Source organism: Promicromonospora noduliphila, assembly GCF_056951025.1.
On record NZ_CM167806.1, the window covers coordinates 2,381,889 to 2,402,009 of the forward strand.

The 20,121-nt window shown below is 72.3% G+C and carries 21 protein-coding genes; 14 read left to right on the top strand and 7 right to left on the bottom strand.

Translation table 11 applies throughout. From position 1 onward, the window contains the following. Nucleotides 1-41: 41 nt before the first annotated feature. Nucleotides 42-272, bottom strand: coding sequence for a DUF5703 family protein (locus AC0QU1_RS10465; protein ID WP_483576320.1), 231 nt, complete (start codon nucleotides 270-272; stop codon nucleotides 42-44). A gap of 116 nt (nucleotides 273-388) precedes the next feature. Here AC0QU1_RS10465 and AC0QU1_RS10470 point away from each other — a divergent pair, with 116 nt between their 5' ends. Beyond that, nucleotides 389-724 carry a primosomal protein gene (locus AC0QU1_RS10470; RefSeq protein WP_483576321.1) on the top strand — a complete coding sequence of 112 codons (336 nt, stop codon included), beginning with the start codon at nucleotides 389-391 and terminating at the stop codon, nucleotides 722-724. Nucleotides 725-783: 59 nt separating this feature from the next. Here AC0QU1_RS10470 and AC0QU1_RS10475 read toward each other — a convergent pair whose 3' ends face one another. Continuing rightward, the gene (locus AC0QU1_RS10475; RefSeq protein ID WP_483576322.1) at nucleotides 784-1,758 is read right to left on the bottom strand and encodes an aldo/keto reductase; all 975 of its coding nucleotides are present in this window, start codon (nucleotides 1,756-1,758) and stop codon (nucleotides 784-786) included. A gap of 68 nt (nucleotides 1,759-1,826) precedes the next feature. On the opposite strand from AC0QU1_RS10475, the gene AC0QU1_RS10480 reads away from it, so the two are divergent. The 5 genes from AC0QU1_RS10480 (at nucleotide 1,827) to AC0QU1_RS10500 (ending at nucleotide 7,812) form a co-directional block, all read left to right on the top strand. Further along, a complete protein-coding gene (locus tag AC0QU1_RS10480; RefSeq protein WP_483576323.1) occupies nucleotides 1,827-2,747 on the top strand; it encodes an undecaprenyl-diphosphate phosphatase in 921 nt (306 codons plus the stop codon). A gap of 76 nt (nucleotides 2,748-2,823) precedes the next feature. Continuing rightward, nucleotides 2,824-4,134, top strand: a complete 1,311-nt coding sequence (gene mshC, locus AC0QU1_RS10485; RefSeq protein ID WP_483576324.1) for a cysteine--1-D-myo-inosityl 2-amino-2-deoxy-alpha-D-glucopyranoside ligase — start codon at nucleotides 2,824-2,826, stop codon at nucleotides 4,132-4,134. Between the two features lie 110 nt (nucleotides 4,135-4,244). Then, a complete protein-coding gene (locus tag AC0QU1_RS10490; RefSeq protein ID WP_483576325.1) occupies nucleotides 4,245-4,460 on the top strand; it encodes a hypothetical protein in 216 nt (71 codons plus the stop codon). A 129-nt stretch (nucleotides 4,461-4,589) separates the two neighbouring features. Then, nucleotides 4,590-6,164, top strand: coding sequence for a serine/threonine-protein kinase (locus AC0QU1_RS10495; protein ID WP_483576326.1), 1,575 nt, complete (start codon nucleotides 4,590-4,592; stop codon nucleotides 6,162-6,164). A 73-nt stretch (nucleotides 6,165-6,237) separates the two neighbouring features. Beyond that, the gene (locus AC0QU1_RS10500; RefSeq protein WP_483576327.1) at nucleotides 6,238-7,812 is read left to right on the top strand and encodes a serine/threonine-protein kinase; all 1,575 of its coding nucleotides are present in this window, start codon (nucleotides 6,238-6,240) and stop codon (nucleotides 7,810-7,812) included. 45 nt (nucleotides 7,813-7,857) lie between these two features. Here the strand turns inward: AC0QU1_RS10500 and AC0QU1_RS10505 are convergent, their stop codons facing one another. Then, on the bottom strand, nucleotides 7,858-8,736 hold the full coding sequence (locus tag AC0QU1_RS10505) for a PAC2 family protein (RefSeq protein ID WP_483576328.1): 879 nt from the start codon (nucleotides 8,734-8,736) through the stop codon (nucleotides 7,858-7,860). 105 nt (nucleotides 8,737-8,841) lie between these two features. Further along, nucleotides 8,842-9,129 carry a hypothetical protein gene (locus AC0QU1_RS10510; RefSeq protein ID WP_483576329.1) on the bottom strand — a complete coding sequence of 96 codons (288 nt, stop codon included), beginning with the start codon at nucleotides 9,127-9,129 and terminating at the stop codon, nucleotides 8,842-8,844. Nucleotides 9,130-9,260: 131 nt separating this feature from the next. Between AC0QU1_RS10510 and AC0QU1_RS10515 the strand changes: the two genes are divergently transcribed. Next, the gene (locus tag AC0QU1_RS10515; RefSeq protein WP_483576330.1) at nucleotides 9,261-10,022 is read left to right on the top strand and encodes a helix-turn-helix domain-containing protein; all 762 of its coding nucleotides are present in this window, start codon (nucleotides 9,261-9,263) and stop codon (nucleotides 10,020-10,022) included. Beyond that, nucleotides 10,022-10,495, top strand: a complete 474-nt coding sequence (locus AC0QU1_RS10520; RefSeq protein WP_483576331.1) for an NUDIX hydrolase — start codon at nucleotides 10,022-10,024, stop codon at nucleotides 10,493-10,495. Before AC0QU1_RS10515 ends, AC0QU1_RS10520 begins: the two co-directional genes overlap by 1 nt. 10 nt (nucleotides 10,496-10,505) lie before the next feature. Here AC0QU1_RS10520 and AC0QU1_RS10525 read toward each other — a convergent pair whose 3' ends face one another. Next, nucleotides 10,506-11,081 (bottom strand): HD domain-containing protein, encoded by a 576-nt coding sequence (locus AC0QU1_RS10525; RefSeq protein WP_483576332.1) that lies wholly within the window; start codon nucleotides 11,079-11,081, stop codon nucleotides 10,506-10,508. Between the two features lie 113 nt (nucleotides 11,082-11,194). Then, a complete protein-coding gene (locus tag AC0QU1_RS10530) occupies nucleotides 11,195-11,596 on the bottom strand; it encodes a hypothetical protein (protein ID WP_483576333.1) in 402 nt (133 codons plus the stop codon). Between the two features lie 189 nt (nucleotides 11,597-11,785). Here AC0QU1_RS10530 and AC0QU1_RS10535 point away from each other — a divergent pair, with 189 nt between their 5' ends. The 3 genes from AC0QU1_RS10535 to AC0QU1_RS10545 all read left to right on the top strand — a co-directional run bounded on the left by AC0QU1_RS10535 (nucleotide 11,786) and on the right by AC0QU1_RS10545 (nucleotide 15,017). Then, nucleotides 11,786-13,513 (top strand): protein kinase domain-containing protein, encoded by a 1,728-nt coding sequence (locus AC0QU1_RS10535; protein ID WP_483576334.1) that lies wholly within the window; start codon nucleotides 11,786-11,788, stop codon nucleotides 13,511-13,513. Nucleotides 13,514-13,613: 100 nt separating this feature from the next. Continuing rightward, nucleotides 13,614-14,156: a hypothetical protein gene (locus AC0QU1_RS10540; protein WP_483576335.1), complete on the top strand. Its 543-nt coding sequence runs from the start codon at nucleotides 13,614-13,616 to the stop codon at nucleotides 14,154-14,156. 219 nt (nucleotides 14,157-14,375) lie between these two features. After that, entirely contained in the window at nucleotides 14,376-15,017 is a 642-nt protein-coding gene (locus AC0QU1_RS10545; protein WP_483616502.1) for an HAD family hydrolase, read from the top strand. Between the two features lie 19 nt (nucleotides 15,018-15,036). Here the strand turns inward: AC0QU1_RS10545 and AC0QU1_RS10550 are convergent, their stop codons facing one another. Continuing rightward, the gene (locus AC0QU1_RS10550; protein WP_483576336.1) at nucleotides 15,037-15,954 is read right to left on the bottom strand and encodes a RecB family exonuclease; all 918 of its coding nucleotides are present in this window, start codon (nucleotides 15,952-15,954) and stop codon (nucleotides 15,037-15,039) included. A 92-nt stretch (nucleotides 15,955-16,046) separates the two neighbouring features. Here AC0QU1_RS10550 and AC0QU1_RS10555 point away from each other — a divergent pair, with 92 nt between their 5' ends. The 3 genes from AC0QU1_RS10555 (at nucleotide 16,047) to arc (ending at nucleotide 20,115) form a co-directional block, all read left to right on the top strand. Beyond that, nucleotides 16,047-17,240, top strand: coding sequence for a site-2 protease family protein (locus tag AC0QU1_RS10555; protein WP_483576337.1), 1,194 nt, complete (start codon nucleotides 16,047-16,049; stop codon nucleotides 17,238-17,240). A gap of 58 nt (nucleotides 17,241-17,298) precedes the next feature. Continuing rightward, nucleotides 17,299-18,312 carry a tRNA (adenine-N1)-methyltransferase gene (locus tag AC0QU1_RS10560; protein ID WP_483576338.1) on the top strand — a complete coding sequence of 338 codons (1,014 nt, stop codon included), beginning with the start codon at nucleotides 17,299-17,301 and terminating at the stop codon, nucleotides 18,310-18,312. Nucleotides 18,313-18,453: 141 nt separating this feature from the next. After that, nucleotides 18,454-20,115 (top strand): proteasome ATPase, encoded by a 1,662-nt coding sequence (arc, locus tag AC0QU1_RS10565; protein WP_483576339.1) that lies wholly within the window; start codon nucleotides 18,454-18,456, stop codon nucleotides 20,113-20,115. Nucleotides 20,116-20,121 lie beyond the last annotated feature (6 nt).

Genomic DNA, 20,121 nt, shown 5'->3' on the forward strand with positions numbered 1-20,121 from the left:
CCCGCACCCGCGCCGGCGGACGCCGAGCGGCGCGGAGCGACTCAGAGCGTCGAGGAGACCTTGATGATCTTGCGGCGCAGCCAGACCTTGCGTCTGCCGCCGATGTAGAGAAGGGTCCTTGCCAGTTCCCACCGGCCGTACTCGGCCTCGTCGGTGAGCACCTTGCGTGCGTCCGGCACTGTTGTGTCCGGATCGAACGTCATGACGCGGTACTCGTACTGACTCTGCTTGCGAAACTCGTGCTTACCGTGCAAGGAGCCGTCTCTCGCCATCTGATGCTCCGTCCTCGGTCGCGGGTGAGGTCAGTTTATGCCGGTTTGATTGCAGACCGGTGACAGCAACACAATTCGTCTGCCCATTGTGGCCCATGGGGCGCTACCTTCAAGGCATGACCGTTGAACCGCGTGCCGCGCTCGACCGCCTCGTGGCCGCACTGGAGGCCCACCATCACGCGGTCGCCACTCGCCGGAGTGACGACGACCCCGCAGTCGACGACGCCTACGACGTGCTCGCCGATGCCTACGAGGTGTACGAGGACTCCTTGGCCACGGTGTTCGGCGAGGTGACGCCGTTCTACCTGGCTGACGAGGTCGACGATGACGAAGAGGACGACGACGAGGACGAGGACCTCGACGACATCGACTTCGACGACGACCTGGGCGATCTGGACGACGTGGACGAGGCCGCGGAGGAGGACGAGCCGCAGCCCGCCCAGCAGCGCTGATCAGGCACGGGCGGGCCAGTCCAAAGGCACGGCGGTCGCAGGCACGGCAGGGGGAACGGTCACCAGCGTTCGGGGTAGCCGATCTCGGGGGCGGAGACGTCGTCGAGCGCGGCGTGCACCTCGTGCGGCAGCTCGAGGGTCACGGCCTCCAGCGACGAACGGAGCTGGGCCGGCGTACGCGCGCCCACGATCGCCGACGAGATGCCCTCGCGCTCCAGGAGCCAGGCGAGGGCGACCTCCCCGGCGGTGCGGCCCAGTCCTTCGGCAGCGGTCGCCACGGCCTCGACGACGGCGGTGGCGGGACCCTCCAGGTACGGCTGGACGAAGCCCGCCAGGGCCCCTGCGGCGCGCGAGTCCGCCGGGATGGCGCGCCGGTACTTGCCGGTCAGCACGCCGCGCCCGAGCGGGGACCAGGCGAGCAGCCCCGCGCCGACGGCCTCGGCGGCCGGGACGACGTCGCGCTCCACGCCGCGCTGCAGCAGCGAGTACTCGAGCTCGACGGCGGCCAGGCCGACGTCGGGCTCCAGGAGCGTCGCCATGCGCGCCGTGGCCCAGCCGGGGTGGTTGCTCAGGCCGACGTACCGGGCGCGCCCGCTGGTCACCGCGATGCGCAGCGCGTTGCACGTCTCCTCGAGCGACGTGTTCGGGTCGGGGCAGGCCACGAGGAACAGGTCCACGTGGTCGGTGCCCATCCGCGCGAGCGACTCGTCGAGGCTGTCGAGCAGCGCGCCGCGTGAGGCGTCCACCACCCGGCCCGCACCGCCGTCGGGCCGCGTCTCGGAACGGATGCCCGCCTTGGTGGTGAGGACCACCTCGCGGCGCGCCACCTTGCCCGACAGGAGGGTGCCGATGACCCGCTCGGCGTCGCCGTCGGCGTAGCTGGCCGCCGTGTCGACGAGGCTCCCGCCGGCGTCGAGGAAGTCCCGGACCTGCTCTGCGGCGTCGATCTCGTCGGTGTCGCGGCCCCACGTCATGGTCCCGAGCCCGAGTTCCGAGACCCGAAGCCCCGAGGTGCCCACCCGGCGTCGTTCCATGTATGGCAGGCTACCCGCGGCTGCTGTCGGTGCGTCAGGAGGCGCGCCGTGGGGTAGTGTCACCGCCCGTGACTGCGTGGGAAGCGATCCTTCTGGGCCTCGTCCAGGGCCTGACCGAGTTCCTGCCGATCTCGTCGTCGGCGCACCTGCGGATCGTCGGGGAGCTGATCGGATCGAGTGATCCGGGCGCCGCCTTCACCGCCATCACGCAGATCGGCACAGAGGCCGCGGTGATCATCTACTACCGCAAGAAGCTCGGCACGATCCTCGTCGCCTGGTTCCGCGCCCTGTCGGGCGCGAACGGCAGGGGCTGGCGCGCCCGCGTCGGCCTCGGGCCGCGGCCCGGCTCCGTGGACGTGCGGCACAGCCGGCCCGGCGTCACCGCCGACCACGACGCCGCGATGGGCTGGTACATCATCCTCGGCTCCATCCCGATCGTCGTGCTGGGGCTGCTGTTCCAGGACTACATCGAGACCACGCTCCGCAACCTCTGGATCACGGTCTTCACCCTCACGTTCTTCGGGCTGCTGCTGCTCCTCGCCGACATCTTCGGCCGCCGGGAGCGCGAGCTGACGTCGCTGACGGGGCGCAGCGCCATCGCCTTCGGCCTCGCCCAGGCGCTCGCCCTCGTACCCGGCGTGTCCCGCTCGGGCGGCACCATCACGGCGGGCATGGCCATGGGCTTCACCCGCAAGGCCGCTGCGGACTACTCGTTCCTGCTGGCGCTGCCCGCCGTGCTCGGCTCGGGCTTCTACCAGCTCTTCAAGACGCTGGGGGAGCCGATCCCCGCTGGAGCGCCCGGCTGGGGAGCCACGATCATCGCCACGATTGTCGCGTTCGGCGTGGGCTACGCGGTGATCATCGGGTTCCTCAAGATCGTCGGGAACTACTCGTACAAGCCGTTCGTGTACTACCGGTTCGCGCTCGCGGCCGTCGTCGTGTGGCTGCTGCTGTCGGGGACGATCGACCCGCACGGCGGCATCGTGTAGCACCCTGGCGCCAGGGTCCCTGACGTGGTCCTCGGCGTGGTCGGGAGTGTCGGATGCGGCGGTTATCGTTGGTCGCGTGCACGTCTGGCCCACACCTCAGGTCCCCCAGCTTCCCGCCTCTCCCTCGCCCGTACGGGTGCGGGTGCACGACTCGTCGTCGGGCGAGCTCGTCGAGGCGGCGCCGGGGCCGCAGGCCCGGCTGTACGCGTGCGGCATCACGCCGTACGACGCCACGCACATCGGGCACGCGAACACCTACGTGGCCTTCGACCTGCTGGTCCGCGCCTGGCGGGACGCGGGCAAGGACGTCGTCTACGTCTCGAACGTGACCGACGTCGACGACCCGCTGCTGGAGCGCGCCGACGAGACCGGCGTGGACTGGCGCGACCTCGCCACCGCCCAGACGGCGCTGTTCTGCGAGGACATGACGGCGCTCGGCGTCGTGCCGCCCGTGACGTGGACGGGCGCCGTGGAGTCGGTCTCCGCCGTCGCGCGGGCGGTCGCCGACATGATCGACGCCGGCGCGGCCTACCGGGTCCCGCTCGAGCCGGGCGCCGGCGGCCCGACGCCGGAGCTGGGCGACGTCTACGCGGACCTCACCGCCGACCCGCGCTTCGGCACCGTCGCGCACCTCGACCGCGAGCAGGCGCTGGCCACCTTCGCCGAACGTGGCGGCGACCCGGACCGCGAGGGCAAGAAGGACCCGCTGGACCCGCTGCTGTGGCGCCGCGAGCGCCCGGGCGAGCCGGCGTGGGACGGCGGCCCGCTGGGCAGCGGTCGTCCGGGCTGGCACATCGAGTGCGCGGTGATCGCCCGCGACGGGCTGGGCCTGGCGGCGGGGGAGCGGTTCGACGTGCAGGGCGGCGGTGTGGACCTGCTGTTCCCGCACCACGAGATGTCGACGTCGCACCTGCGGGTGCTGTGTCCGGGACCCGACGGCGGCGAGCCGGCCGGCGCCCGCACGCACGTGCACGCGGGCCTGGTCGCCTACGAGGGCGAGAAGATGAGCAAGTCGCTCGGCAACCTGGTGCTCGTCTCGCGCCTGCGCGACGCGGGGCACGACCCGATGGCCATCCGGCTGGCCCTGCTGGCCCACCACTACCGCTCCGAGTGGGAGTGGGACGAGACGTCGCTGCCCGCGGGCGAGGCGCGGCTCGGACGGTGGCGGTCGGCCGTGTCGGGGAACGGCGGCCCGTCGGCCGACGCGACCCTCGCCGCGGTCCGCGTGGCGCTGGCGGACGACCTCGACGCGCCCGCGGCGCTGGCCGCCGTCGACGCCTGGGCGGACCTGTCGCTCGACCCGGCCCGGGACACCTCGGCGGACGACGAAGGCGCGCCGGGGATCATGGCGCGGACGGTGAATGCCCTGCTCGGAGTGCGTCTTTGAGGGGTTGACGGCCAGTCTTTTCTCAGGTAGGCGAGAGCCACGCAACGGGCCTGCCAGGTTAGTTTTGGCCCCTGCTTCCGTTTGCATTTAACCCGGTGCAGGATGGTCGCATGACGGAGTACGAGGAAGACTTCACGGGGGAGACCCGGGTCACCGTCACGACGACGCCCCGGTGCAGTACGCGTTACCGCGTGGTACGCAACGGACCGGGATACGCGCCGGTCTACGACCGTGTCGAGGACGCCGCACGGTGTCTGGAGACGTGGGTGGGCTTCCACGGCCCGAACGCAGGAGTACGGATCGAGCCCATCTCGGCCAGCGCGTGAACGATGCGCCGGACGGAACGTCAGAGGCCTGAGCCCGCAGGGGCTCGGGCCTCTGTGCTGAGGGCGAAGTTGCGATAGCCTCCATAGTCTCCGAGGGCGATATGGCCCGAATGTACAGACAGGGGCATCGTGGAGGAGTCGGCCGCCGGCACCGGGCGCACGGCAGGCCCGTACCGCCTGGAGACTCGCCTCGGCGGCGGTGGCATGGGCGAGGTGTTCCTGTCCCGCACCCGTGCGGGCCGGCCCGTTGCGGTCAAGGTCGCGTGGCCCAACGTGGCCCAGGACCCCGAGTTCCGTGCCCGGTTCGTGAGCGAGATCGAGGCCGCCCGCCGGGTCGGCGGATTCCACACCGCCCCGGTCATCGACGCCGACCCCCACGCCGAACGGCCCTGGATGGCCACCGAGTACGTGGCGGGGCCGTCCCTGCACGAGGCGGTCGACGCCCATGGACCGCTGTCCGTCGGGCTGGTCCGGCTGCTGGGCGCCGGCCTGGCCGAGGGGCTCGCGGCGATCCACGCCGCGGGCCTCGTGCACCGCGACCTCAAGCCCGCGAACGTCCTCCTGGCGGAGGACGGGCCGCGGGTGATCGACTTCGGGATCAGCCGGGCGCTCGACGCGACCAGTGCCGTGACCCGGGCCGGGACCACGATGGGCACCCCGGCGTACATGTCGCCCGAGCAGGCGCGCGGCGAGCCGACGACGCCGGCGTCGGACGTGTTCGCCCTCGGCTGCGTGCTCGGTTTCGCCGCGACGGGGCGCACCCTGTTCGGGGCGGGCCGCACGCAGGCCGTCCTGTACCGCGTCATGCACGAGGGCGTGGACCTGGACGACGTCCCGGCCGGTCTGGCGCCGCTCATCGAGGCGTGCCTGGCCAAGGATGCGGAGCGCCGCCCGGCCGTCGACGACGTCCTGGCGCGGCTCTCGGGCCCGAGCAGCCAGGGCGCGCAGTGGCTGCTCCCGCCGGCGGTCGCGGCCATGGCGCGGCAGCGGGCCGAGGCGGCCCGCATCCCGGTGGCCGCCGTGGACGTCCCGGCCGCGGCCGAACCGGACGCCGACCCGACCCACGCGCGCGACACCGTGCTGTCCCAGGCTCCGGCCCCCGAGCCGGAACCCGCCCCGGACCCGACCCCGCCGAAGTCGCGGAGCCGCTGGATGCCGCTCGTCTGGGTGCTCGGCGTGCTCGCGCTCCTGATCCCGGCGGTCCTGGGCGTGCTGGCCTACCGGGCCGTCGCGGACTGGTACGCGACGGTGGTGGCGGAGCCGACCTTCTCCGTGCCGGAGCTCAGCGACGAGCCGACGGCGTCGGCCGCCCCCGAGTACAGCGCCGAACCGTTCGACGCCGCGGGCCAGCTCCCGCGGCATGTGATCGAGATCGAGGTGACCGGCGCCACCGCTGACGAGCCGGTGAACCTCATCTACGCGGGGCTGCTCGACGTCGGCCGGCAGGACGAGATCGAGGTCCAGGAGTTCGGCCGCGGCGACTCCGACTGGATCACAGCCACCGCCGACTGGCAGGAGCGGCTGCTGGTGGACGGCACGCTCATCAAGCTCGACCTGATGGCCCAGGGCACGTCCGAGCACCTCACGTGCCGGATCAGCTTCGACGGCGAGCTCGTGTCCGAGCAGACGAGGTCGCTCGACGACGGCACGCTCTGCTCCGTGACCAACCGGTACTACCAGGAGCTGGTGGACCAGCAGTCGTGACGGGCCCGCGTGACGGCGCCGTCGGGAGCCGACGGCGTCCCCCGAATAGGAACCAGCGAAGGGAACAGAACACGTGCTGACCGAGCTGCGTGCCGACGATCCGACCGAGGTGGGCCCGTTTCGCCTGGAGGCCCGGCTCGGCAGTGGCGAGATGGGCGACGTCTTCCTGGGCCGGTCGGCCGGCGGTCGGCCGGTCGCGGTCAAGGTGGTCTCGGCCCCGCTCGCCGCGGACGCGCCGTTCCGCAGGCAGTTCGCCCGCGAGGTGGCGGCAGCCCGGCGTGTGGACGGCCTCTACACCGCGCGCGTGGTCGACGCCGAGACCGAGGGCGAGCACCCGTGGGTCGCCACCGCCTACATCCCCGGCCCCACGCTGCGCGAGGCCGTGGCCGACGGCCCGCTCCCCGCCGCCGCCGTCGGCCGGCTCGCCACGGGCCTGCTGGAAGGGCTGGCCTCGATCCACGGCGCGGGCGTGGTGCACCGCAACCTCACGCCGGACAACGTGATCCTCGCGGCCGACGGCCCCCGGGTGATCGACTTCGGCCTCGCCCGCGCGCTGGAGCACACCTCCACCGCGACGATCGTCTCGGACCCCGGGACGGACACGGTCGCCTACATGTCGCCCGAGCAGGTGCTGGGCGGGGCGGTCACCCCCGCGAGCGACGTCTTCTCCCTGGGCTGCGTGCTCCACTTCGCGGCCGTCGGGAGCAGCCCGTTCGACGGGGAGACGCCCGAGGCCACCATGTCCCGGATCCTGCACGGGGAACCCGACCTGAGCAGGCTGCCCCGCGCTCTGGCCGGCCCGGTGGCGAGCTGCCTCGAACGGGACGCGGGCGCACGCCCGTCGGTCTCCGCGCTGCTCAACCGGTTCATGTCCGAGGACCCGGGGTCGGACCAGTGGCTCCCGCCCGTGGTGTCGGAGATGGTCACGGAGCTCGCCGCCGCGACGGAGCTGCGCCAGGAGGCCGCTGCTCCGGCCGAGCCCGTCCCGGCCGGGCCCGCTTCGGCCGGGCCTGCCCCGGAGCCGGTGCCCGAGGCGTCGAAGGAGCGCGCGTGGCCGTCGCGCCGCCTTGTGCTGGGCGCCGTGGCGGTGGTCGCCGGCATCGGGCTCGTCATCGGTGGCGTGGCCACCGTCATGGCCCTGACCGGGGGCGACACGCCGTCGGGGGACGCCCAGGACGGGTCGTCGACCGGCGGGGCCACCGGCGACGACGGCGGATCCGGCGAGCAGCACACCGTCGTCCTGGAGGCCTTCTACGAGAGCCCGGACGCCGAGGGACTCGCGCTCGGCGTCAGCTACAGCGGGTTCTACGACCGGGACACGTACGCCTTCGGGGACGAGGGGTCGAACGCCGAGCCCACCGAGGTCCAGGCGCCGTGGTCCGAGTCCTTCGAGATCCAGGGCCCGCTCGACTCGTTCCTGCTGAGCGCGTACACCGGCCAGTCGCTCGGCAGCGTCGAGCTCGACGTCACGTGCCGGGTCACGGTCGACGGCGAGGTCCTCGTGGAGGCCACGAGCGACACGTACCACGCCGGGTGTGTCGCGTCGGGGATCGGCCCGGAGAGCGAGTACCCGTCCGAGACGCTGATGTTCAGCGGGCACACCTGCCACGGCACCCTGGTCCGCAACCCGCCGAGCTGCGACGACTAGGCGCGACGGCGGGGGATGCGCGAACCGGAGACGCGCGACCGCGGATCAGAGCTTCTCGGGCCCGCTGTCCTTGCCGCCGATGTCGCGCCGGCGCAGGTAGCGCTCGAACTCACGCGCGATGGCGTCACCGGACGCCTCGGGGAGCTCCGCGGTGTCCTTCGCCTCCTCGAGCTGCGCCACGTACTCGGAGATCTCCGAGTCCTCCGACGCCAGCTCGTCCACGCCGTGCTGCCACGCCGCGGCGTCGTCGGGCAGCTCGCCCATGGGGACGGACTCGCCGAGGATCTCCTCCACGCGCGTGAGGATCGCGAGCGTCGCCTTGGGCGACGGCGGGTTGGCCACGTAGTGCGGCACCGCCGCCCACAGGCTGACCGACTGGAGGTTGCGCTGGGCCGCCTCGTGCTGCAGCACCCCCACGATCCCGGTCGGGCCCTGGTAAGTGTTGGCGTCGATGTCCAGCACGGACTGCAGGCCCACGCTGTCCGACGTCGCGGTCATCGGGATGGGGCGCGTGTGCGGCACGTCGGCCAGGAGCGCGCCGAGCGTGATCACCGTTCGCACGCCCAGCTCCTCGGCGACCTGCAGCAGCTCATCGCAGTACTTCCGCCACCGCATCGACGGCTCGACGCCGTGCACCAGCACCACCTTGCGGTCGCCCACCTGGGCCACCGAGACGGACGTCGTGGGCCAGGTGATGGAGCGCTTGCCGTCGTCGTCCAACGAGATGTAGGGCCGGTTGACCTGGAAGTCGTGGAACTCCTCCGGGTCGAGCTCCTTCACCTTCTCGGCGCCCCACACCTCCGCCAGGTGCGTGAGCGCCGTCGTGGCAGCGCTCCCCGCGTCGTTCCAGCCTTCGAAGGCAGCGAGGAGCACGGTCTGGCGAGGCGAGGCCTGCTCCGGCTGCTCGTGATGCGCGTCGGTCATCCCCCCACCCTAGGCCGTGGCGGGCTCGTCATGGCCAGGGGCGCGGTCGCGTTCGCGCACGGGCGAATCGGTCGCGCGGCGTGGGGGCCGGACCGGCCCCGGGGATCAGAACACCGGCACGCCGGCCCGCAGCGCACCCCGGACCTGCACCTCGATGCCCCGCCAGGTGCCGCTCCACAGCGTGTAGCCCGGTTCCAGCATGCGCTGGTCGATGGCGTGGTCGAGGCCGAGCGCGCGGGCGATGCTCTCGCCGTCGTCCAGGTGCCAGGGCTGCAGGCACACGCGCTCCTCAGTGACCGTCAGGACCTCGATCCAGTCCGCGCGGACGTGCCGCAGCAGATCGATGACATCGCCGAGACGTTCGGTGACCGACTGCGACGCGATGGGGTTCACGAGACTCTCCGGGACACGGGTCGGACAGGGGGACTGGCTTGCATACCACTGTGCGCCGACCACATGGGACGTGCCATCGGCAGCGCTCGGGACGTTTCGGTGGTAGATACGTCCCTGGGGGGTGGTCGCACGTGCGCAACCAACGACTTGTCGCCGCGATGGCTCAGGCCGGCCTGAGCCAGGTACGGCTGGCCGCAGCCGTCGGCGTCGACCCGAAGACCGTGGAGCGGTGGGTGGCCCAGGGCCGCACGCCGCACCCGCGCCACCGCGTGGCGGTGTCCGACGCGCTGGGCTGCGACGTCGCGGCGCTGTGGGGCGACGTCGACCGGGCGGAGGCCGCCGCCCAGGAGATCGTGGGCGTGTACCCGGCGCGGCGCGCGGTGCCGTCGGGGACCTGGCAGGCCTTCCTCGCCGGCGTGGAGCAGCGGTTCGAGCTGCACGCGTTCGCCGCGACGTTCCTGCCCGACCAGACCTTGGACCTGACCACGGAGATCGTCTCCATGGCGGCCCGCGGCGTGCGAGTGCGCCTGCTGCTGGGCGACCCGGACGGCGAGGCGGTGGCGGTCCGCACCCAGGAGGAGGGCGGTACGGGCCTGGCCGGGCGGATCGCGCTGGTGCTGGCCTACCTCGCGCCCGCGCTCGGCACGCCGGGGGTCGAGGTGCGGCTGCACGACCGCACCCTGTACGCCACGACCTTCCGGTTCGACGACGACCTGCTGGTCAACACGCACGTGTGGGGGTCGCCCGCAGGGGCCAACCCGCTGCTGCACCTCAAGGACGGCCCCGAGGCGTCGATGGCGCCCGCCTACCAGGCGGGGTTCGAGCGGGTCTGGAGCGCCGCCACGCCGTTGGCGGCGTGGCCTCGGACGGGGGACTCGGACAGGGTGGCGTGATGGTTCGGTTCGACTACTTCGACGATCCGGCCGCGCCCCCCGTGAACTCCGTGGTTCCGTCGGTCACGGTGGCGGTGCGCGACGACGTCGGACGGCTGCTGCTGATCCACCGGACCGACAACGACCTGTGGGCCCTGCCGGGCGGCGCCATCGACCCGGGGGAGACGGTGCGCCAGGCGGGTATCCGCGAGACCGAGGAGGAGACCGGGTACCGCGTGCGGATCACGGGCCTGATCGGGATCTACACCGATCCCCGGCACGTCATCGTGTACTCGGACGGCGAGGTCAGGGCGCAGTTCTCCATCTGCATGCGCGGCGCGGTGACCAGCGGGACCGCGCGCACGTCGGCGGAGTCGAGCGAGGTGGTCTGGCAGCGGGTCGACCGGCTCGGCGAGCTGGAGATCCATCCTTCGATGCGGCTGCGCATCGAGCACGCGGTAGACGCGTCGCGGACGGAGCCGTTCCTTACCTGACCTCGAAGCCCTACCCGGCCTCGAACCCCTTCCCGAGCCGGGCCTCGACGGCCGACACGACCCGCCGCAGACGGGGCTCGGCGCGGCGCATGCTGCGGGAGACCAGGTGGCCGGGTGCATACCGGTCGTAGATGCGGCCGAACCGCTCGTCCACCGTGACGGTCCTGCCCTGGGCCGAGGTGGTCATGTCGCAGTAGGTCAGCAGGTCCAGCAGCTCGCTGTCCGACGGCGCGGGGAACTCGGTCCCCAGCTCCACGTCGAGGCCACGTCCCGCCGCCTCGACGATGGCCGCCGTGTGGTGCGCCACGAGGCTCGTCAGGTCGGCCGAGGCGCCGAGCGAGCGCAGGTAGCGGGCGCCGTCGAGCTGGTGCAGCCCGGTGTCGCGCGCGGCGGCCGCGTAGCCGACGTCGTGCAGGTAGGCCGCGGAGACGAGCAGGTCCGGCTGGCCGAGTGCCTGGGCGACCCGCTCGGCCCGCCGTCCGACGCCGATCGAGTGCGCGAGCCGGTCCGCGCCGGGCTCGAAGAGCTCGGTCAGCAGCGCCAGCGCGCCCGCGGGATCGAGCGCCCGCGGGGTGAGTTTCCGCATCGGTTCACCGTAGGGCGCCGGGCCGCGCGCGGCGCGGCGGGGCGTGAAGGCCACGGTCCAAGCCGCGGTCAGCGAAGGTGTGCTGGTCTGCTGCATGCTGCCCCCTGTGGTCGTCAGAGCTCCGGTCGGCCCTTCGCGATCCACTCGCGGACCATTGCGGTCGCGCGGTAGTGACCGACCAGCGCCGTCTCCCGGGTGGCGTACAGCTCCGCGTACTGCTCGGTGCAGTCGAGGCGCTCGTCCTCAGGGAGTACGCCGTCCGGGTCGAGACGTTCGACGAAGACCATGGTCTCGTAGATCAGCGGAGTGTGCCCGATTTCGTCCTCGAGCGGTGCAGCGGCGTCGATGCCGGTCCAGACCGTGGACACGTGGTAGATCCCGAGGTGGTCCCGCGCGACGTGCGCCCCGCCGGCCCCGAGCCGCAGCACCGACCACTGGTCCTGGGTGATCGGGTTGCCGTCCAGGTCGTAGTACATCCGCTGCGAGAGTCGCTCGAAGAAATCGGGTCCGAACACGGTCTGCTCTCCTTCGGTCGGTGCTGCCGGACGGCCGGCGGCGTCGCCGACCGTGGGTCAGGATCACCCAGGACGTCGCGGTGCGCGCGGCAGGGCTGTGGGTTGCGCCGGTTCGTCGGGCCGGTGCGTTTTCCCAGCGTGCGGGACCAAACCTCCGTTATCGTCACAGACCGTGACCAGGGGGATGTCATGAGAGCGACGCTCGAGCGCCTTGCCGCCGTCGTGGGCGAGCTGACCGGCCGGGGAGCGTCCGCGACCCGTCCTGCCGGCCTGAACGCCTGGCGTGCCCAGGACTGGCACGCCGTCCTGCTCGACCTCCCGCTCGACGAGCGCGCCTACGCGGACCGGTTCCAGGTGGCCCGCGAACGCGAGATCGAGGAGCTGTGGCGCTGGTGGCCCGGGCGTGCCGACGTCGGCTCCCTGGAGCCGCGCGCCGCGGGCTTTCTCGGGTTCTACCTGCTCACCCTCGTGGCCATGCACTGCTCGGACCGGATGCGGTTCCACGGCGACGCGCCGGCAGAGGTGGTCGTTGCCGGGACCACGGCGGAGAACCTGAGCAGGGCGCTCGTGGCCGACCCGGACGTGCGGCAGGCCATCGCCGCCCTGCACGACCCGAGCGCGTCGCGCGGCGCCGCGCCGTCGGCCGAGACGGTCGCGGAGTGGGCGGCGCTCGACGTGACGAGCCTCAAGTTCTACCGGCACGGCACGACGTCGATCATCCTCACCGGGCGGGTCGCCGCGCCGTCCCGCGGGCGGACGGCGGCCTTCGCGCTGAAGTGCGTGATCCATCCCTACCTCTCGATCCCCGCGATCGTCAGCGCGACCCGCGGCTACCTGGCCGAGCACGGGCGGCTCGACCGCGAGGAGAGCTCGCCGGCGGTGCCCGTCTGGGCGAGCCACGAGAGCTGGATCCTGATGGACCTCGTGCGCGGCCGGACGCTCGGCGAGCACCTGGCCCACCGGGCGGCGCAGCGGCCGGCCCCGCCCGCGCGGGAGATCCTGCGGCCGGTCGACACGGCGGCGCTGCGCGAGCTGGGTGGCGCCCTGCTGAGCGCCCTGGCCGATCTGGAGCGCGACGGGCAGCGGCACGACGACCTCACGCCGTCCAACATCATCGTGCAGGTCGAGGAGCCGGGCCGCCTCCGGCTCCGGTTCGTGGACCTGGGCGTGAACCACCTGCACACCCGGTCGATCACCGGCCAGGTCCAGGGCGACGGGGCGTACACGGCGCCCGAGGTGCGCCGCGACGGCGTCGGGCACCCCAGGGCGGACCTGTACTCCCTCGGCGCGCTGCTCATCACGATCGCCGGGATCCCGCACAGCGCCGACGGCACCGTCCCCGACCAGTTCTACGTGGCGTCGGTCGGGCTGGCCCGGCTCCTGGAGGACCTGACCGACGCCGACCCGCGGCGCCGGCTCCTGGTCGTCCCGGTCGATCCGGCCGCCGAGCGGTTCGAGCAGCTCGGCCGCGTGTTCGGGGACGAGGTGGCGATCCTCGAACAGGACGGCAGGGATCGCCCCGACGGCTGGCTGCAGCGGCTGTTCACCCTGGTCGGGATCGTCACGGTGGCCCTGGTGGTCCAGGCCTGCCTGTGGTTCGCGCGGGACGCGAACGCCCGGGCGCGCGCCGCCGGGCTCACCTCGGTGCCGCGGGGCGAGATCGCGACGCTCGAACGGCTCGCGGCGTGGCAGCCGACCGTCGCCATCTACCTGATCCCGATCGTCGTGATCGGCACGCTGCTGTCCCTCGGCCTGGTGCACGACGAGCTGGTCTACGCCTGCTTCGTGAGCCTGATCAACGTGGGCATCTTCTACCTCAAGAGCGCCGGCACGGATGCGCCCTACATCCGGGCGGGGCTGAGCCGGGCCGTGCTGGCGGCGGAGCGGCTGGAGCATCTGGAGCGGAAGCGGGTCTGAACGGTAAGGCGCCCGAGATAAGTGCATATGTCTGATTGCTCCGTCACGGATCACACTCTTCACCGCGCCGAACGCCCCGGGTTCGGGTGAGGATGAACGAATGCTCAAGCTGCGAAACCACCGGGCCCTGCTGTCCGTCGCCGGCGCGTTCCTCGTCGCCGGGGCCGGCAGCGGCATCGCCTGGTCCCAGGCCGAGCGCACCCGCGAGCCCGCTGACGTGCTGCTCGACGCCGTGGAGCACAGCGAGTCGACCATGCGCGACTACATCGACGAGATCAGCGGCCGGTTCGACGAGATCGAGGCGACGTCCGACGTCGCGCGCAAGGAAGAGCTCGCCGCCGCGCTCATGGCGGACGTGCCCGACCTCGCCCAGGGGGCGCGGTCCGGGGTCCTGGCCGCCAAGGAGGACGCCAGGGCGGTGTCGCTGCCCGACGGCGGCCGGCTGGACCAGGCGCGCGACGCCTACGTCGCGCACATCGATGCGTGGATCGCCGAGTACGACCAGGCGATCGTCTCCCCAGCGGGCGTCGTCGAGATCGAGCCGCAGGTGAACCGGACGTTCGGCAAGGCGGTCAGCGCGTTCGAGCGGACCGACCTGGACGGCGACCAGCGGGAACGCGCGGAGCGGCTTCTCGCGGACTGAGCGGAATGCCTGGGGGCCTTGGGCGGCGCAGCGGACGCCGTCCGACGTGGGGCAAGATGTGGTCGTCACGTCTCATCGTCCTGACATCTCGTTCCGACATCGCGGTTCGTCCTGACATCGCTGCGCCCGGAGGCCACCCTGAACACGTTCCTCAGCCCTGAAGCAGCGGCTCACGACTCAGCTCCCGAGCTCCGCCTCCCGAAGGCCGTCCTGTTCGACATGGACGGCACCCTCGTCGAGACCGAGCCCTACTGGATGCGCGCCGAGCGCGAGATCGTCGAGGCGCACGGGGCGACGTGGACGCACGAGGACGCCCTCGGCGCCGTCGGGCAGGCGCTCGTCACCACGGGCAGCATGCTGCGCGACGCCGGCGTCCCGCTCGAGCCCGAAGAGATCGTCGCCTGGCTCGTGGCCCGGGTGAACGAGCAGCTCCGGGAGGCCGTGCCGTGGCGCCCCGGCGTGCGCGAGCTGCTCGAGGACCTGCGCGCGGCGGGCGTCCCGTGCGCCATCGTCACCATGTCCTACCGCGGCCAGGCCCAGATCGTGGCCGACGCCGCCCCTGCAGGCACCTTCACGCACCTCGTCACCGGCGACGAGGTGACGCACGGCAAGCCGCACCCCGAGCCGTACCTGGTGGCAGCCGGCCTGTTCGGCGTGCGGCCGGAGGACTGCGTGGCGATCGAGGACTCCGGCCCCGGCATCACCTCCGCGCTCGCGTCGGGCGCCCGCACGCTCGGCGTCCCGGCCGAGGTACCCGTGCCCGAGCGGCCGGGGCTGAGCCGGGCGGCGTCGCTCAAGCAGGTCGACCTCGACGTGCTCGGCCGGATCGTGTCGGGCGAGGTCGTGGACCTGCTCGGCTGAGGGCCGCCCTCGGAACCGTTCAGCCCGTGATGCCCAGCCGCAGCGCGACCGCGCCCTCGGGGATCTCGGGAGGCGTGCCGCCGAACTCCGGGCACACGGCCTGGTGCGCGCACCAGCCGCAGAGCTTGGACCGGCGTGGCTTCCACTCGCCCGTCCGCGCCGCCTCCTCGATCCCCGACCAGATGGCGCGGATCTTCTGCTCGGTGTGCTCCAGGTGGTCGGTCGTCGGCTCGCCGCGCAGCACCTGGCCGTCACCCAGGTACACGAGCTGCAGCATCTTGGGCAGCACCCCGCGCTCGCGCCAGAGCACCAGCCCGTAGAACCGCATCTGGAACACGGCCGACGACTCGTAGCCGGGACGGGGGGAGCGGCCCGTCTTGTAGTCGACCACCCGGACCGCCCCGTCGGGTGCCACGTCCAGCCGGTCCACGATGCCGCGCAGCAGCGGACCGCCGTCGAGCTGCGACTCGACCAGGAGCTCCCGCTCGGCCGGCTCCAGCCGGTTGGGGTCCTCCAGCGTGAAGTACGTGCCCAGCAGGGCGCCCGCTCCGCCCAGCCAGCCCTCGCGGTCCTGCCCCTCCGGCCCGATCCCGTCGGTGAACAGCGACGCGTACCGCTCGTCCGCCTCCAGCAGCCGGTCCCACTCGCCCGGCAGCAGGTCCTGCGCCGCGGCGAGGGTCCGCTCGCCGAGCGGGGCGTCGTACAGCCGCTCCAGCACCGCGTGCACCAGGGTGCCGCGCGCGGCGGCCGCCGACGGCGGCTCCGGCAGCCGGTCCACCGTGCGGAACCGGAACAGCAGGGGGCACTGCATGAAGTCGTTGGCGCGTGACGGCGACAGCGCGGGCGGCCGGGACGGCGCCCGCAGGGCGGACGCGGCGTCGTCCACCTCCGTCAGCACGTCCTGCACCGGCTCCTGCGTCAGCTCCGTCGTCGTCATGGCCCCAACCCTATGGGCGGGCACTGACATCCTCCGGGAGTTGTCCACAGCGTGCCGCCACACCGTGCCGGACGGGCGGATAGGTTGGTCCCGTGACCACCTCGGAGCCCGCCTCCACGCCAGCACCTCCACCCGCACGCCCCGCCCCGCCGCGCTCGAAGGGGATAGTGATCGGCCGCGTCGCCGGCGCGCCCGTCATCATCACGCGGTCGTGGTTCCTCGCGGCCCTCGTGCTGACCCTCCTGTTCGTGCCCAACGTGCAGGCCATCGCTCCGCAGCTCGGCGCGGGCGCCTACCTCGTCGCGTTCGTGTTCGTGCTGCTCCTGTTCGGCTCGGTCTTCCTGCACGAGACCGCGCACGCCCTCGTCGCGCGGGCGCGCGGCCAGCAGGTGACAGAGCTCGCCGTCACGATCTGGGGCGGCCACACCGCCTACACCGGCGGGCTGGGCCGGCCGCTCGACGGCTTCCTCGTCGCGGTCGTCGGACCTCTGACCAACCTGGCGCTCGCCGCCGCGTTCTGGTTCGCCTACCTCGCGGCCCCGGTGCAGAACGTGCCCACGCTCCTGCTCTACGCGGGCGCCGTCTCCAACGCGTTCGTCGGCGTGTTCAACCTGCTCCCCGGGCTGCCGCTCGACGGGGGCCAGATGCTCGAGTCCCTCGTCTGGGCCGTGACGGGCAAGCGCTCGACCGGCACGGTGGCGGCCGGCTGGGTCGGCCGCGTCGTCGCCGTCGGCGTGCTGCTCTGGGCCCTCGGGTGGCCGCTGGTGCAGGGCACGAGCCCGAGCCTCACCACCGTCCTGTGGTCGGCCCTCATCGGCGCGTTCCTCTGGGCCGGTGCCGGCGCCGCGATCACCAACGGGAGGCGGCGCGAGGCGATCGCAGCCCTGTCCGCGAGCGCGCTCGCGGCACCGGCGCTCCCGGTGCCGCTGGGTTCCACGGTCGCGCAGGCGTTGGGCGCCCGGGCCGCCGACGCCCACGGCGGGCCGCCGGCGGCGTCGTACCGCCTGGTCGTGGTGGGGCACGACCAGGTCCCGGTCGCCGTGGTCGACGACGACGCCGTCGCGGCGGTGCCCGCCTCGGCCCGCGAGCTGACGCAGGTCGACGCCGTCGCGGTGCCGTTCGCGCCGGGGTCGGCGGTCGACCCGGGCACGTCCGGCCCGGACCTGCTCGACCACCTGGCGCGGACGTCGGGCGGCGCCCGGCTGGTGCCAGTGGTCGAGGGAGGCCGGGTCACCGGCGTGCTCGACCTGGCCGACGTCGCGCGGGCCGTGCGCGCCAGGGGGTGACCTTCGGCACCTGTGCGGCGCACGCGGGGGACGCGGCCTGCACCTAGACTGGTCGGTCGTGACCACACCCACCGATACCCCTACCGCCACCGGCGCCGAGCTGCGCCGCGGCCCGTTCCGCGTGGGCGACAAGGTCCAGCTCACCGACCCGAAGGGCCGGCTGCACACCATCACGCTGCAGCCCGGCGGGACGTTCCACACGCACAAGGGCTACTTCAAGCACGAGCAGATCATCGGGCAGCCCGAGGGTTCGGTGGTCGTCAACACCGCGGAGGTCGAGTACCTCGCGCTGCGCCCCCTGCTGGCCGACTACGTCCTGTCGATGCCGCGGGGCGCCGCCGTCGTCTACCCGAAGGACGCGGGGCAGATCGTCGCCATGGCCGACATCTACCCGGGCGCGCGCGTCGTCGAGGCCGGTGTGGGCTCCGGCGCGCTGACGATGTCCCTGCTGCGGGCCGTCGGCGACGCCGGCCACGTGCACTCGATCGAGCGGCGCGAGGACTTCGCCGCCATCGCGCGGGGCAACGTGGAGACCTTCTTCGGCGGGCCCCACCCGGCGTGGGACCTGTCGGTGGGCGACCTCGCCGACGTGCTGCCCGAGGTGGCCGAGCCGGGCACCGTGGACCGGGTGGTCCTGGACATGCTCGCGCCGTGGGAGAACGTCGACGCCGTGGCGGCGGCGCTCGCCCCTGGCGGCGTCCTCGTCTGCTATGTGGCCACCACGACCCAACTTTCGCGCACAGCAGAAGATCTTCGTGCCGACGGCCGGTTCGCCGAGCCGGCCGCCTTCGAGACGATGGTCCGCGGGTGGCACCTGGAGGGCCTCGCGGTCCGTCCGGAGCACCGGATGATCGGCCACACGGGCTTCCTCATCACTGCCCGCCGGCTGGCCGACGGCGTCACTCCACCCGAGCGGAAACGGCGTCCTGCCAAGGGTGCGTACCCCGTGACGGCCGAGAGCGAGTGGACGGCGGAGGAGCTCGGAGAGCGCGCCGTGTCGGACAAGAAGATCCGCAAGGTGCGCCGTGACCTCGGCGTTGCGCCGGACGACGGCGGTACCGCGCCCGCGTGAACGGCCTGTAACGATCGAGTAGCCCGCACGTCTCAAACGGGTGTTCTTACTCCCGGTCTGTCAGTGACTGTGCTTAGAGTGCTGTTCTCGGAGGCGTTTGCGTCATATGGTCGCCTCCCGGGCCCTACGAGAGGGGATGTCATGACCGAGAACACGTCAGGATACAACCATCCCGAGCACGAGCCTTTGCCGAACCGCGACTACGAGCGCCAGATTGCCCTCCTCTCAGCAAAGAACGAGCGCCTCGCGGAGGCGCTCCGCGCGGCGCGCGATCAGATAGTCGAGCTCAAGAAACAGCTCGACGATCTCGCCAAGCCGCCGGGCACGTACGCGGTGTTCCTCGGTGCGCATGCCGACGGGTCGGTGGACATCTCGTCCGCCGGCCGCAAGATGCATGTGTCCGCGAGCCCCAGTCTTGACGTCACGCGCCTGAGCCCCGGCCAGGAGGTCAAGCTCAACGAGGCCATGACGGTGGTGGGTGCTGGCGACTACGAGCGCACGGGTGAGCTGGTCACGGTCAAGGAGATGCTGGGCGGCGACCGCGTGCTCGTGGTCGGCCGCGCGGACGAGGAGCGCGTGGTGCGCCTCGCCGGATCCGTGATGGACATCCCGCTGCGGGTGGGTGACTCGCTCACGGTCGACACGCGCAGCGGCTTCGTGTTCGAGGTCGTGCCCAAGTCCGAGGTCGAGGAGCTGGTCCTCGAAGAGGTGCCGGACATCGAGTACGAGGACATCGGTGGCCTCGGGCCGCAGATCGAGGCGATCCGGGACGCGGTGGAGCTGCCGTTCGCGCACCCGGACCTGTTCCGCGAGCACGGGCTGCGGCCGCCCAAGGGCGTCCTCCTGTACGGCCCGCCCGGCTGCGGCAAGACGCTCATCGCCAAGGCGGTGGCCCACTCCCTCGCCGGGATGGTGGCCAGCGCCAACGGGAACAACCCCGAGGTGAAGAGCTACTTCCTGAACGTCAAGGGTCCAGAGCTGCTCAACAAGTACGTCGGCGAGACCGAGCGGCACATCCGGCTGATCTTCGCCCGCGCCCGGGAGAAGGCTAGCCAGGGCATGCCCGTCGTCGTCTTCTTCGACGAGATGGAGTCCCTGTTCCGCACCCGCGGCACCGGCCTCTCCTCGGACGTGGAGACCACGATCGTGCCGCAGCTCCTCGCCGAGATCGACGGCGTCGAGCGGCTCGACAACGTCATCGTCATCGGTGCCTCGAACCGCGAGGACATGATCGACCCGGCCATCCTGCGCCCGGGGCGTCTCGACGTGAAGATCAAGATCGAGCGGCCCGACGCCGAGGGTGCCAAGGAGATCTTCGGCAAGTACCTCACCAAGGAGCTGCCGATCCACGCGGAGGACCTGGCGGAGTACGGCAACAACGTCGCTGAGGCGCTCGACGGCATGATCACCTCGGTGGTCGAGCGCATGTACTCGGACGACGAGGAGAACCAGTTCCTCGAGGTCACGTACGCGTCGGGGGACAAGGAGACCCTCTTCTTCAAGGACTTCAACTCGGGTGCCATGATCCAGAACGTCGTGGACCGGGCCAAGAAGAACGCGATCAAGGACTTCCTGTCCACGGGCCAGAAGGGCATCCGCGTCGAGCACCTGCTGAACGCGTGCGTCGACGAGTTCAAGGAGAACGAGGACCTCCCGAACACGACCAACCCCGACGACTGGGCGCGCATCAGCGGCAAGAAGGGCGAGCGCATCGTCTTCATCCGCACCATCGTCCAGAAGAAGGGCGAGGGCGCGACACCCCGCACCATCGACACCGTCCAGAACACCGGCCAGTACCTCTGACCGCAT